Genomic DNA, 13,809 nt, shown 5'->3' with positions numbered 1-13,809 from the left:
GGAGAAGCGCAAGCCCGGACGTCCAAAAAAGGAGGGAAACCCGTCACTACCGGGCTGACCGCCCAACGACAAGGGTGGGGAAATTTACTTCGGCAGATTTGAGGAAATCAAGGCCGGCATTGACACCCCTGGCAGTGCTGGCCCAGCGCCTGCCCTGGACGCAGATCGAAGCCGCGCTGGCCCCGGCGTTTGCCCATCGGCCCCGTCCTGGCAAAGTCCTGGCCGACTGCGACTTGTTCGGCACGTCGCTGGAGCTGGCCGGCGCCGCTCCCAGCCCGGCTGGGCGGCCGCGCCTGCCGATTCGCCTGATGGTCGCGCTGCTCTATCTCAAGCACGCCTTTAACCTGAGCGATGAAGCAGTGGTGGAGCGCTGGTCGCAAGACGTGGTGTGGCAATACTTCAGCGGCCAGGATTACTACACGCCGACACTGCCCTGCGATCCGACGCAGCTCGGGCGCTTCCGCAAGGCCATCGGCGAAGCCGGGGTCGAGGAAGTGCTCAAAGCCACCATCGACACGGCCGTGGCCATCAAGGCGGTGCGGCCTACGGAATTCGAGCGCGTCATCGTCGATACCACAGTGCAGGAAAAGGCCATCGCTCATCCTACCGACAGCCGCTTGCTCGACGTGGCGCGCGTGCAGCTGGTGCGCCTGGCCAAGCGGGTCGGCATCGCGCTCAAGCAGACCTATGCCAGAGAGGGCAAGACGCTGCGTCGCAAAGCGGGCGGGTATGCCCATGCCCGGCAATTCAAGCGTCTGCGTCGCACGCTGAGGCGCCAGCGTACGATCCTGGGCATCGTCATGCGCGACATCCGGCGCAAGCTCAATGGCGCTACCGCAGTATCCGCTACGCTGATGCCGCAATTGCAAACCATGCTAGCCCGTGCCGAGAGGATTCGTACCCAGCAGCGCAAGGACAAAGACAAGCTGTACGCGCTGCATGCGCCGGAGGTGGAGTGCATCGGCAAGGTGCGACATGAGGTCGCGCATGTAATTGTTTACCCAGCCCACAAAGCTGGGGAGGAAACCGGTCGTTCCGTCGACCGTAGCCTACCGATACATGCATCGTTGGTAACGATGATGTGTGAAGCTATCGGGACAACGTGGTCGGCCGATTCGGGCCCATCGTCGTCCGTGAGGAGGACGCTATACCTGCGAGCGCTAATGCGGGTAGGCTGCTAGGCTGAGTGGCATGGTTAACCCAGGTGAACTGCTTCAGGCATCGTTATGCATGACAAGCCAAAGGCGCTGACAGGCTTGAACCAAAACGGTATGCGGTCGGATGTTCCCGCTTTGCTAAGGGAGCACACGGACAAACAGGCCGCCGGTGTACAGGCAGAATCTAACCCACTCGTGTTACATGCGCGGAACATGGTAAGCCCGTCTGGTCGCCAGCAATGGCAGGCGAACCGCAAGGAATGCTGAAGACATGGCGGGTAAAGGAATGCGGAGAAAGCGAATGCCGTTCTGTAATGGGATGGATACGGGTTGCGACATCACCCGACGCAAAAGCGGGCAGACTTCCGCGAGGTCTCTCATGGCAAGAGAGTTTGACAATCGCATCAGGAGGGAAAGCAGATGACAGAGGTTGATCACAACGCTCATGCGTCAGATCGAAATTCTGGTGCACCCTTCGGCTCCGAGGCGCCTTGGTCCCAAATCAATTGGGACGAAGTCCGAAAGGAAGTTATGCGACTCCAAACGCGTATTGCCAAGGCAGCACAGGAAGGCCGATGGAATCGGGTGAAAGCCCTACAACATCTGCTGACCCGCTCGTTTCACGGAAAACTATTCGCCGTGAAATGGGTGACGGAAAATCGCGGTAAAAGGACAGCAGGAGTGGACGGCAAACGCTGGACTACCCCGCTGGCCAAATGGAAGGCAGCGGCATCCTTGAAACATCGGGGATATCGTGCACAGCCACTTCGCCGAATTTATATCCCGAAGAAGAATGGCAAGGAGCGCCCACTGGGTATCCCCACCATGCATGATCGGGCCATGCAGGCGTTGTGGCACCTGGCACTGGATCCTGTCGCCGAGACGACCGCCGACCGAAATTCATACGGCTTTCGTGCAAAGCGATCACCCGCCGACGCCATCGAGCAATGCTTCATTCTCCTTGCCAAGCGTGACTCGGCTACCTGGATATTGGAGGGCGACATTCGCGGCTGCTTCGATAACATCAGCCATGAGTGGTTGCTGAAAAATACGCCGATGGATAAGCAGGTGCTAAAAAAGTGGCTCCAGGCCGGATACATCGACCGACGAACCTTGTACGGCACGATGGCGGGAACGCCACAAGGCGGGATCATTTCCCCCGTGCTGGCCAATATTGCACTGGACGGCCTGGAGCAGGCCATCCGATCTGGCATGGGGTCCACCAAGACAGCGCGCCAGAAAACCAAGGTGCATCTGGTCAGGTATGCAGACGACTTTATTGTTACCGGAGCCTCGAAAGAGACACTGGAGCAGCAGGTCAAACCGATTGTGGTTCAGTTTCTCGCTGCGCGGGGGTTGGTGTTAGCCCCGGAGAAAACCCACATCACGCATATCTCACAGGGGTTCGACTTTTTGGGCCAACATGTACGCAAGTATGCTGGCAAGCTACTCATCAAGCCAGCCGGGAAGAGCATCAAGGCGCTTCTCGACAAGGTCCGGGAAGTGGTTCGAAAGAATAAAGCGGCCACTCAAGCGCAGGTGATCATGTTACTCAACCCCATCATACGGGGGTGGGCACAATATCATCGGCATGTCGTATCGGCTGCGACTTTCGCCAAGGTCGATCATCACATTTGGCACCTTCTCTGGCTGTGGGCCAAGCGCAGGCATCCACGCAAGAGCGCCGGTTGGGTGAAGGAGAAATATTTCCATCGACAGGGATCTCGGGATTGGCAATTTGCGATTAAAAGCAAGGTGGCCAGCGGAAGCTTTGCGTATCGGCTCATGCGAGCCACCACCGTCCCGATACAGCGCCACACGAAAATTCGGGCGGATGCGCACCCCTACGATCGGGATTGGGACTCCTATTTCCGCCGACGAGAATCCGCCGTCACTCCGTAGTGCAAGCCGGTTTTGATAAAAGACTTTCGAGAGGCTTGAGCCGTGTGCTGGGAAACTCGCATGCACGGTTCTTAGGGGAGGATATGCCGGTAACGGCATATCTTTACCCGACGGCAAGGCACGCAAGCCGTACGAGTTCGGCGTCAAGGCCAGCGTGGCGACCACGCACAAGAGCGGTCTGGTGGTTGGCGCGCGCACCTTCCCAGGCAATCCCTACGATGGTCGTGTGCTGCGCGAACAGATCGAGCAAAGCACCATTCTGCTGGAAGACATCGGCGTAGTACCGAAACAGGCAGTGGTCAACCTCGGATTCCGTGGCGTCGACGAAGACAATCCGGGTATCGAGATCATCCATCGCGGCAAACACAAGTCGCTCACCGCGCCGCAGCGGCGTTGGCTGAGGCGGCGCCAGGCGATTGAACCAGTGATTGGGCACCTGAAATCAGATCACCGGATGGATCGCTGCTGGTTGCAGGGCGAGTCGGGCGACGCGTTGCATGCGGTGCTGTGCGGCGCCGGCTACAACCTGCGCTGGCTGATGCGGGCAGTACAGCGTCTGGGGCTGAAGGCCCTTTTATTGCGTCTGCAGTTGGACGCCATGCTGCGTGCCATCTCCCGGCTTGCGCCAACCAGAGATGGCAACAGAAGCCTTATCGTCGGGTAAAGCAGCGCCAAAATGCCTCCATGAAGCGCCGCGCCGCGTCGTCGAATCAATTCTGCAGGTTCGACAAATTAGACTAAAGGGATAGCCGCTTGAGCGTCCGAGATTGTGCATTTCCGGAACTTAAGTTTCGAATAGCTTTTAGTTGCTACCGATCGCCAAATGCAAATGGCTCCCACTGATGGGACTATATAATCAGGAACTTGAAGCGACTAAACAGTCTGTGCCGGCAGGATTTGCGCGAATCGCATGCTGGTGTACTTGTCTGAACTCCAGTTGGAACAACGTCGAAGCAGCTTGCACAAAGCACTCAGTGGCCCGCTTTTTGTCGCCGTTTGTCGGCAACAGGTCTTTTCTGGACGTCTAGCCTGCGGCCACACCAGTTCCCGTAAGTGGTTTTGATCGGACCATCTGCGGTTGATGCCGCAGGCCCTAGAGTCTGCGGCTTTTTTACCTATGATTCCCGACCAAATCGCACTCCTGTGACCGCAGTCGCGCAGCTCCTCGCGCCACCTCACCATTGATGGGTTAGTTGCGAGGTTAGTGCATACGACTCGGCTTACGTTCCGAATCGCAGTGGCTGCTGGCCTATCGGTATCCCAGTACGGCGCTCTCAACGATATATCGGCATCGCCCATGCGAGCAGCATCATCCCAATAGGTTGGCGCATAGTGAAGCAACAAAGGACGCCTTTCTCCGACAAAGCTCACACAGAGAGTATGGTCGCCACCTGTCCCAACGATGATCTTGCAAATCTCGAAAAGGAGACTGTGTTCGTCTGTTGCGCGCACGAACCGCCCATTGCATTAACTTAAAATGCGGAGCGCCCTCCACTCGCAGCTTCGACTGTTTGCGTTCCCTGAGGTCCGACATGCCGCCCACCATGCAGGTGGCTAGGCCGTTTCGATCACGAACGATGAAGGCGCGTTCAAATACCTCTGCATAGTTGCCATCCTTACGCTGAAACCGGTATTCGGCAGTCCAGGCGTTGCGCCTGCTCGCAATGGCTTCGTAGATGCTTTCCAGCACCCAATCCTCGTTTTCGGAATGAATGAGGCCCTTCCAAGATTCTATCGACGTCGTCATCTCATCCGGGGATATTCCAAACAAAGCTCGGATGGCAAGGCTCCACCATAATGCGTTCGTAGATGAATCCCAATCCCAAATCGGGTCGTTGGCGCTCACGCGATGTACCTGAAGCGTTCTACGAACTCAATATGAGCGACGACGATAGCAAGTCTTGCATTTCTGCAGCAGCGGACGACTGGCAGTTGCCATTTACGCATGCTTCCATAATGCCACCGTCTCGCGCCGCAGTCGTCGATAGATTTTACGATGTACATACCATTCGAAAAAAATCTTCTGCAGGGCATGGCCTACCAACCAGGTAGCCTTGTATCGTGTCGCATCCTGTCGTCCTGAGCGCCTCTCTTTGCTGCTCTGTCTCAACACCTTCTACGATAACGGAAAGATCCAGCGACTTTGCCAAAGCAACGATGCCTCGTATCAGAGCGATTCCTGACTTGTCCTCGCCAAGTTCAACAACAAAGGAGCGGTCGATTTTGACGGTCGTGATCGGGAAGCGCTTGATGTAGGCGAAGTTAGAGTATCCGGTACCGAAATCATCCAGGGCAATCCTGAAACCGTGTTCTCGAATGGTGTCGAGGATTTCAGTCGCAGTTGCAAAGTCTTGTGCCAGCATGCTTTCCGTGATTTCGATTTTGATGTCGGAAGGATCAAGTCCGTATCGGCGTACCGATTCGCTGAGCAATATCGGAAGATTACGGTCGTTCAACTGTCGTGCTGAGACATTTATAGCAACGTTCAGCGTTAAGCCGCTAGCCTTCTATTGCTGCGCCTGTCGACATGCCTCTTCGATGATCCATTCGCCAAGTTCTAGCACCAGCGCCGACTCTTCGGCAATTTGCAAAAATGCACTGGGGTTCAGCAGCCCGTATTGCGGATGTCGCCACCGGATCAGTGCTTCTGCTCCAGTGACATGACCGTCTTCCAAACGGCACTGTGGTTGATAGAACAATTCGAATTGGCCTGTCCGCAGGGCGGGCAGGAACTCATGCCGTAATTGAAGCCGTCGGGTTTCCCATAGCGCCAATCTTGACGAATACACCACGGCGGTATGTCTTCCTGACTCTTTCGCCCTGTACATTGCACTGTCTGCACGGTTGATTAATTCATCTGGAGTAACGGCTCCATCGTTAGTCATCGCAATACCGACACTGGCACCAACGGTTACCTCTGTATCTTCGATTGCAATGGGTTTACTTATCGCATTAATGATTTCTTTGGCAAAAATTGCTGCTTGCTCTTCATCTATATCTTGGAGAACAAAAAGAAATTCGTCGCCACTAATGCGTGAAGGTATGCTTTTCGGGCCTGACAAATTGCTGAGACGTGGAGCGGCCCCCTGAAATGCCGGACATAGTCTCCCACTTAAAATAGCGGGTAGGCATAAGACTATGTTCATGACTAATACGAAGAAAGAAGTGATGGAAGTATTGACGGGACCGGAGCGCCGGCGGCGATGGTCAACCGACGAGAAACTGGCGATGGTCAGGGAGAGCTTTGAGCTGGGCAAGACGGTTTCGATGGTGGCGCGCCAGCATGGCGTCAATCCAAACCAGCTTTTCCACTGGCGCAAGCTGTACCAAGACGGCAGCTTGTCGGCCGTGAGCGCCGGCGAGGAAGTGGTGCCGGCCTCTGAACTCAATGACGCGCTCAAGCAAATCAAGGAACTGCAGCGGCTTCTCGGCAAGAAAACTATGGAGAACGAGATTCTCAAGGAAGCCGTGGAGGTAATGAAGTCGCGAAAATGGCTAGCGCGCTCGCCCTTATTGCCAGGGGACGACCTGTGAAGCGGGTCTGCGAAGTTCTCGGCGTGGCGCGCTCAAATGTGGCAGTCAAGCTGGCCCGGCCGACTAGCTGGCAGGACGGGCGCTCGGCCCGTAAGACTGACGACGCTAGCCTGGTGGAAGAAATCCGCGCGTCGATAGCGCACTTGCCGAGCTACGGTTACCGTCGCGTCTGGGGACTATTGCGACGCCAGCGAGAGCGCCAGGGTGCGGCGGCTGTCAATGCCAAGCGCGTCTATCGCGTCATGCGCACGCATGGCCTGCTGCTGCAGCGCCGGCCAATACCACCGCGGACGCAGCGGCGGCACGATGGCAAAGTCGCCGTCTCCAGGAGCAACCGGCGCTGGTGTTCAGACGGCTTCGAGTTCCGCTGTGAGAACGGGGAGCCATTACGGGTGACGTTTGCGCTGGATTGCTGCGACCGGGAGGCAATGAGCTGGGTCGCCACCACTGGCGGGCATAGCGGCGATGTCGTGCGCGATGTCATGCTGGCGGCCGTGGAAAACCGCTTTGGCGATACGCTGAAGGCGCCCGAGGAAATCGAGTGGCTTACCGATAATGGTTAAGGCTATATTGCCGAACGCACCAGGATGTTTGCTACCGAACTGGGGCTCAAGCCACTGACGACGCCGGTATGCAGCCCACAGAGCAATGGGATGGCAGAGAGCTTCGTGAAGACGATGAAGCGAGATTACATCGCCTTCATGCCCAAGCCGGATGCCGTGACAGCGGTACGTAACTTGGCCATCGCCTTCGAGCATTACAACGAGCAGCATCCCCATAGTGCGCTGAACTATCGCTCGCCACGCGAGTTTCGGCGCAGGACGGAATCATTAACCTTGGTGTGACGCTGTGTCCGGTAGTACGGGGGCAAATCCAGCTCGGCCGGCCCCAACTCAATTGTCCCTTTTCACGCATTAGTCAGAAAATACTAAATAAGACGACAATGGGAGCCGTAGAAAATGGTGTACATGCGGCCTATGCTCATCGTTTAGTCACCTTACTTACCGCTCGCTGGGTAAACCAATACGATGACAGGCAGCTTCTGGCCGGCTGCTGGCAATGGCACTAGGACCGAACCCGACCCTTTGCCATCAATCGGTCAGATGGTTTCCACGTCTGTCGAATTGCTATGAGGAGCTTTATCAGTCGTTCAGATTCGACGATGCCCACCCAAAAGACTTTTCGGCAGTCCCTTCGTTCGGGGCGGTTAAGCGCTCTATCGGGGCGGTCGAGGCAGGTGGATAGTAAAGGTGGTCCCATTTTTCTCCGTTGAGACAACAGTAATGCTACCGCCATGCGCCTCCGCGATTTCATTGGCGATATACAGCCCCAAGCCTAAGTTCCGTACTCGACCTTGGTGATCCTGCGTTGGATGCAGTGCCCGTCGCTTAATTGGATCGAACAACGTCTGTTGTGTAACGGGAGGAATTGCTTTGCCTTCATTGTGAACAGCGAGCGTAATCTCATCCGGCCTACCTTGGACGGTAACGGTAACCGGGGTTTCGGCCATGCCATGCTGTAGGGCATTACCCACCAAGTTTGACAACGCCTGGCCAATCCGCGCGCGATCGATATGGCCTCGCAAATTGCCACTGAGGTTCAACGAAATTGTACGGTCCGCATGGATTGTTCGCATTTCCTCAACCACGTCGGCGCACACGGTAGTCAGATCTGTGCTTGTTGGTTTCACCGGGATTCCTTCCCCCGAATTGGATGCAGCAAAGTCAAGTAGGTCATTGACAATGCTGCCCAGCCGTTCGGCGCTGCTCAAGATGCGGGACGCTACTTTCGTCTGCTTGGCCGACGATGTTTCATCCAATAACAGCACATGCGCGCCGACATTGATAGCACTCAGCGGGCTGCGCACATCATGGCCTAGGATGGCCAGAAAAAGGTGCTGCGACCCCTGCATCATCTGTGCATACCTTGCTACCGATTCGGCAAGGGCTTGGTCAATGGCTTCATTGAACCGGATCATGTCCGTAATTTCGAAGGCAGGCGTGGTTATGGTGCGCTGTTGCCAAAGCCGCAGCACACTGGCGCGCAACGCTCGGTATTCCGCCACTAGCTGCTCGACGCTAAATCCTGCTTTCAAGCGCGTCACTGCATGGGTCTCTGCCATTGACTCGCCTTCGACCTGTGCGGTTTTGCCGCGTGATTTGTCGATGCTTTGCTGTTCTGTCTGCTCGGTGACCAAGTCCGCCGCGATGACTTTGAGCATATCTGCTGCGTGATCACGCAGTTCGACGGTATCAGCCGTCGCGGAAGTGGGATGAATGCTCCTGGCAAAGTCCTCCCACTCCTGGAGAATTGCTTCGAGATTCTCTGTGATGAAATTTGATAGACGCAAGAAGGGCCCCTGAGAAACATGTCTCAGGGCGCATTATTTCCCACAAGGCATGCATTAATATTTTTCTGCAGCTTAACTACCTGTGCAATTTCGCATGGTACCAATTGCAACGGGGGTTTTACTGTATGGTTTTGTACATTGGTGAAACGCTGAGGATGTCAGCGGTCATCTTCAAAGAGCAACTCGCGGCAAATCCGGCACTGCTTCGAATTTCGCTGCGCTATTTTCAGGCATACCTGCCGCAGGTCCAGCAATCGGTTGCCTGCAATGCGCTGCATTCCCACGACCAGCGATTTGCCCGATGAGTGCTGATGGGTTACAACCGGGCGCGGGGGCAGCCGTTTCAGCTAACGCAAGAGTACCTGGCCAGTATGCTCCGGGTGCATCGTCCGACGGTGAGCGTCACGGCCAGCATGGTGGAATACAGCAGGGGTGTGATCAATGTGCTGGACTATGATGGCTTGGAGGGCGCGACATGTGAGTGCTATCAAGTCATCAAAGACCAGTTTGAACGCTTTCTCGGTAAGCGCATTGCTTGACGACCGTGCCAGCCAAATCGACGCGCACACCAACGTGTCGGTATAACGGCAACTGGGGGAGTTTCCTGCCTAAATGACCGTTTCGTAGCCTAAACCAGACGGAGCGTTGGCTGGAGCGGACGACCGCTATTGGCCGAGGCCCTGTAAAAACGCGAACGCTCCGCACGATCCATGCTGCTTTCCCTCACTGGCGCAGCAATGTGCCCTTCCGCATACGCTCCGATATGCTGGACCTTGCATAAATTCATAGGCCTTTTTTGTTTTTACACAGGCTGGGCCGGCTGCTGCCCTATCGAGGATGAGAGAGATCCCTCCTTTGTCGCCGTCTCGGGGATCCGTATAAATATTGGCGATGCACCAGGAGCGCCCCGATGAAATGTCCAAGCCCGATCTCTGACACGATGCTGAATCAGCCGCATCATTCGGAAATCTCCACTGGCGCCCGGTACCGATTTTGGGGATGCCCACCAGCGCAAGCTGCATTCCTCCATGAAACGCCTTTCAAAGCGCCTGCCATCGCAGCCGGCGAGCCGCACCGGCGCATCGCTTGGCGCTCCGTGGCGGCCAGCGCCTATCTCATGAAGGTGCTTGCAGCCGAGTTTGCCGCGATCGGTGGGATTGCGGCCGGTAAGTGTGCCGCCATGGGGGATGGCACGCTGGCCGAGTCCACACTGGCGCGCTCCCAATGGATCTGGTCGTACTCGCGCATTCGATGCAGCATGGCTTGGTGCAGGCGCTGCCAAACGTCGGCTTGCTGCCAATCGCGCAGTCGCCGCCAACACGTCATGCCCGAGCCGCATCCCAGTTGTTGCGACAAATACTCCCAGAAAATACCCGTCTTCAACACAAGCAGGATGCCAGTCAGTGCAGCACGGTCGCTGAGCCGTGGCCGGCCACATTTGGGCGATGGCGTGGGCTGGCAAGAGCGGCTTGATGAAACTCCATAGCTCATCGGGAAGAAGCGGTTTGGCCATGGCAACAACTCCCGAAACTCAGTAAAGCTTCCATTGCTGAAGCCGGCCGCCGTTTCACCCCAATGAGGTTTTGTTAGGCGCTCTTACAAGGTGTAGACGAAATCAATAAGATAGCTGTGGCATGCTATTGCAGTGTGGAGGGAGCATGCCATGGCGACTAAGCGTTCACTCGACGATTCTGCTCCGTCGGTCCACCCTGGCGGCAGGCCGCCAGCGTTGAACCCTGAGCATATCGCAGCGTTGCACGATATCGTGACGCAACATGCCCAAGCCAGTCTGCAAGAGATTGCCGACGAGTTGCATCGCCGGTGCGGCGTACGCGTCTGCGCAGCGACAATCCGTCGCGCGTTACGTGCGCAAGGCGTCGTCCGGCTCAAGCCCGTGCGACGGGTGTTCACAAGAGCTCCGGCCAAAGGCGCCAAGCGTTATGGCTACACGGCGGCGCATCGACGCGAAGAAATATCACCGTACAGCACCAATCTAACCGACGCGGAATGGGACCTGGTCGCTGATTTGTTCGAGCGGGCGCGTGGGCAACGAGGAACACCCGTGCACTACAGTCGACGAGAACTCGTGAATGCGTGCTCCTATGTATTGCGTACAGGCTGCGCCTGGCGGTTATTACCCGAGACGTTCCCACCTTGGCAGGCTGTCTACAAGGCGTTCGCACGTTGGGTTGAGGCGGGCGTGTTCGAGCAGATGCAAGACCGACTGCGCGAACAATGGCGTGCACGCATGGGGCGCGCGAGCACGCCGACAGCGGCAGTCATTGACGCCCAGTCCAATCGTGCTTCGCCACAAGGAGGTGGCAGTGGATTCGATGCGGCCAAGAAGGTCAAGGGGCGAAAGCGCAATCTCGTCGTCGATACGATGGGTCTACTCATCGCGCTTACCGTAACCGCTGCCAGCGTACAAGACAGAGATGCCGCTGCAGCAGTCGTTGCGCAAGCATGCGCCAAGCTACCCAAGCTGGAAAAGCTCTATACCGACGGGGCCTACGGAGGAAAATGTGCGCAGGACATTGAGCAGGCACACCACATTCGTGTCGAAGTTGTCCGCCCCGGTAACGGCACGACCGGAACTCTACATGACCCAAAGACAGTGTCCGAGCAAGCCGCCGTGGTGAGTGCTGGGTTTGTGATCTTGCCGAAGCGCTGGGTTGTCGAGCGCACCCACGCGTGGACTGAACGCTGGCGCCGTACGGTCATGCATCATGACCGCAAGATGGATGTCTCGGCCGCTTGGGTATGGCTGGCCGAGGCGCGTATGCTACTCAATAGACTTGCGTATCAAGTTTGATTTCGTCTACACCCTGTTAGTCACAAAGCACGCCGCGATTGCAGTATTGATGCATAAAAGCAACATAGTGCAAAAGCTGTTTTTAACATTATTTCTTGCGAGTATTATTCCGCAGCGTCCTTTCGTCCATCTTCTCTTGCCTCACTGTTGTATGAAAAACTTCCTTGTATCTGCCACGTTAGCCGTGCTCGGCCCTGTTGCCATCGCCATTGCCGTCGCATGGCTAACCGTGCCGAACGATCTTCAGAGTACCGCTGAGAGCCCCACCCAAGCCATACAGATAGCAACTGCAGGTGTGGCCCGATAAGTCCGGTGGCGGCATGCAGCTTAAGGGGAAAGACAATGGCCCGCATTCTGGTGGTCGAAGATGATGAGTGGTACCGCGCCCTGCTGGTGGAAATGCTCCGCCAGGATGGACACGAGGTGATTGAAGCCGGCGATGGCGTGCAGGCGCTGGCCTATCTGCAGTCGGCCTCGGCGGACCTGATGATCATCGACATGCTGATGCCGAACAAGGATGGCGTGGACACCATCATGGAGCTGCAGCAGCTCAACCTGGAGCTGCCAGTCGTGGCGATTTCCGGCGGCCGGCGCGCGGTGTCGGCCGAGTTCAATCTCGAATCAGCGCGCTGGCTCGGCGTGCGCGCTGGCCTGGTCAAGCCTTTCTCGCGCGCCGATCTGCGCGGCGCGCTGGCCGCGGCCATGGCGTAAGCGACAGCACCGGCATGCCGGTGCTTACCATCTGCAATCGCAAGGGCGACACCGGCTCCGATGGTCGGCGGCACGCGGGCTATAGCGTTGAAACAGGGTGAACCATGGAACGGTGAGGGCACTGCCGGCTGATAGAAGTTGGGATAAGCACCGCCTGCCGCAACATATCAAAGTCAAATGCAGGATCAAACGTCGTGTTCCTTAAGCAAAGCGGCCCTTCGCTTTTGTAGCCCGTATGACTGCTCTTGGCCGTTCTTACCATTTCTACTATAGAAAGCTCATCAAGGAAAAGTCTGAAACGTATTGCGGCTGCCCGGCGCAAGTTGTCGGGCGACTATGCCGACCTTCCCTGTCGTTCTGAGGTAGGATTTTTGGGTAACGAGCACCTCAGTATTGGTAGTTTGTTGAAAGTAGTGGCAGAAGGTCTATGGTGGTAGCAGGAGGTACTGCTGCCATGACTGCACGTCGTCCTTGTCCTCCGGCACCCGGCCCGCTGGAAGACTATGCTCAACTGTTCGACCCGCTGTTTCATTCGCTAGCGCAACGCCGCAGCTTCCGAACTTATCTTGCCGGCCTCCTTGCGCCGCGTGACCGCCCCAAGACGCTCACGGCATTAGCCGGCGCTGAGCCGCTGGTCCAGGCCCAAACTGCGCCCGTACAGCAATTGCAATTCTTCCTGTCCGAATCGTCTTGGGATGCCGACGCCGTGAGCGCCCGCACGCTGCAATTGCTGAGCGAGGATCCGCTGATGGCCAGCGATCCAGAGGGCGTGCTCGTCGTCGATGACACCGGCGACCGCAAGGATGGCTGTGCCACCGAGCATGTAGCACGCCAGTATCTGGGCTCGGTGGGCAAGATCGATAACGGCATCGTGGCAGTGACGACCTTGTGGGCCAATGAACAGCGGTATTACCCCTTGCATGTGGCACCCTACACTCCGGAGAGCCGTCTGCCCGACGGCAAGAAGGACCCGGCCTTCCATAGCAAACCGCAACTTGCCATGGCGCTGATTGAGAAGGCGTTGGCGGCTGGTATTGCGTTCAAGGCCATCGTGGCGGATTGTTTTTATGGCGATCACCGTGAACTCGTGGCCACGTTGCGACGACGCCAGTTGCCCTTTGTGCTGTCGCACCGCGGCTCGGTGGGGCGCGGCTGGGCACCCGAAGACATGGCCCACTCGTTTAAGGAAGTGCTGGAAGAAGTACGACTGCGTGACTGAGGTGTACTGTCAATAATGGACACTGCCGTTTCAAGCGGCCAGCGTGGTTTTGCTGATGTTTCCAGCGAACTGCGCTGGCGAAACGTAGCCAAGGCGTGAGTGACGCCGCTGGCGGTTATAAAAG

The 13,809-nt window shown here is 56.9% G+C and carries 7 protein-coding genes and 6 pseudogenes; 9 read left to right on the top strand and 4 right to left on the bottom strand.

Translation table 11 applies throughout. The annotated features are described in order from the left end of the window. Window positions 1-74: 74 nt before the first annotated feature. The 3 genes and pseudogenes from JJB74_RS32615 to JJB74_RS32605 form a co-directional block, all read left to right on the top strand. Window positions 75-968, top strand: a pseudogene (locus JJB74_RS32615) (IS5 family transposase); the annotation flags it as partial. A 609-nt stretch (window positions 969-1,577) separates the two neighbouring features. Further along, on the top strand, window positions 1,578-3,059 hold the full coding sequence (ltrA, locus tag JJB74_RS32610) for a group II intron reverse transcriptase/maturase (RefSeq protein ID WP_200598714.1): 1,482 nt from the start codon (window positions 1,578-1,580) through the stop codon (window positions 3,057-3,059). 112 nt (window positions 3,060-3,171) lie between these two features. Further along, a pseudogene (locus JJB74_RS32605) lies at window positions 3,172-3,723 on the top strand (IS5/IS1182 family transposase); the annotation flags it as partial. Window positions 3,724-4,368: 645 nt separating this feature from the next. Here the strand turns inward: JJB74_RS32605 and JJB74_RS32600 are convergent. Together JJB74_RS32600 and JJB74_RS33610 are read right to left on the bottom strand one after the other, a co-directional pair. Continuing rightward, the gene (locus JJB74_RS32600; protein ID WP_200598713.1) at window positions 4,369-4,905 is read right to left on the bottom strand and encodes a PAS domain-containing protein; all 537 of its coding nucleotides are present in this window, start codon (window positions 4,903-4,905) and stop codon (window positions 4,369-4,371) included. A 145-nt stretch (window positions 4,906-5,050) separates the two neighbouring features. Further along, window positions 5,051-6,205, bottom strand: a pseudogene (locus JJB74_RS33610) (putative bifunctional diguanylate cyclase/phosphodiesterase). A 22-nt stretch (window positions 6,206-6,227) separates the two neighbouring features. Here JJB74_RS33610 and JJB74_RS32585 point away from each other — a divergent pair. After that, a pseudogene (locus JJB74_RS32585) lies at window positions 6,228-7,438 on the top strand (IS3 family transposase). A gap of 371 nt (window positions 7,439-7,809) precedes the next feature. Here JJB74_RS32585 and JJB74_RS32580 read toward each other — a convergent pair. Next, entirely contained in the window at window positions 7,810-8,943 is a 1,134-nt protein-coding gene (locus tag JJB74_RS32580; protein ID WP_200598710.1) for a sensor histidine kinase, read from the bottom strand. Between the two features lie 311 nt (window positions 8,944-9,254). On the opposite strand from JJB74_RS32580, the gene JJB74_RS32575 reads away from it, so the two are divergent. After that, window positions 9,255-9,482: a cyclic nucleotide-binding domain-containing protein gene (locus tag JJB74_RS32575; protein ID WP_200598709.1), complete on the top strand. Its 228-nt coding sequence runs from the start codon at window positions 9,255-9,257 to the stop codon at window positions 9,480-9,482. A 587-nt stretch (window positions 9,483-10,069) separates the two neighbouring features. Here JJB74_RS32575 and JJB74_RS32570 read toward each other — a convergent pair. After that, window positions 10,070-10,456, bottom strand: a pseudogene (locus JJB74_RS32570) (transposase); the annotation flags it as partial. Window positions 10,457-10,606: 150 nt separating this feature from the next. On the opposite strand from JJB74_RS32570, the gene JJB74_RS32565 reads away from it, so the two are divergent. The 4 genes and pseudogenes from JJB74_RS32565 to JJB74_RS32550 form a co-directional block, all read left to right on the top strand. Next, window positions 10,607-11,755: an IS5 family transposase gene (locus JJB74_RS32565; RefSeq protein WP_200598707.1), complete on the top strand. Its 1,149-nt coding sequence runs from the start codon at window positions 10,607-10,609 to the stop codon at window positions 11,753-11,755. Then, window positions 11,739-12,062: a hypothetical protein gene (locus JJB74_RS32560; protein ID WP_200598706.1), complete on the top strand. Its 324-nt coding sequence runs from the start codon at window positions 11,739-11,741 to the stop codon at window positions 12,060-12,062. Before JJB74_RS32565 ends, JJB74_RS32560 begins: the two co-directional genes overlap by 17 nt. A 35-nt stretch (window positions 12,063-12,097) precedes the next feature. Continuing rightward, window positions 12,098-12,466, top strand: a complete 369-nt coding sequence (locus tag JJB74_RS32555) for a response regulator (protein WP_200598705.1) — start codon at window positions 12,098-12,100, stop codon at window positions 12,464-12,466. A 454-nt stretch (window positions 12,467-12,920) separates the two neighbouring features. Next, window positions 12,921-13,682, top strand: a pseudogene (locus JJB74_RS32550) (IS701 family transposase); the annotation flags it as partial. Window positions 13,683-13,809: the final 127 nt, after the last annotated feature.

This window comes from Noviherbaspirillum pedocola (assembly GCF_016632335.1).
Lineage (GTDB): Bacteria > Pseudomonadota > Gammaproteobacteria > Burkholderiales > Burkholderiaceae_D > Noviherbaspirillum_A > Noviherbaspirillum_A pedocola.
The sequence above is the reverse complement of the archived record's forward strand: the minus strand, read 5'-3'. Positions and strand labels throughout refer to the sequence as shown.

What these genes read in the sequence shown, in the direction of transcription:
- JJB74_RS32575 (WP_200598709.1), top strand. Translation starts at nt 9,255, where the DNA reads ATGGGTTACAACCGGGCGCGGGGGCAGCCGTTTCAGCTAACGCAAGAG.
- JJB74_RS32565 (WP_200598707.1), top strand. Translation starts at nt 10,607, where the DNA reads ATGGCGACTAAGCGTTCACTCGACGATTCTGCTCCGTCGGTCCACCCT.
- ltrA (WP_200598714.1), top strand. Translation starts at nt 1,578, where the DNA reads ATGACAGAGGTTGATCACAACGCTCATGCGTCAGATCGAAATTCTGGT.
- JJB74_RS32555 (WP_200598705.1), top strand. Translation starts at nt 12,098, where the DNA reads ATGGCCCGCATTCTGGTGGTCGAAGATGATGAGTGGTACCGCGCCCTG.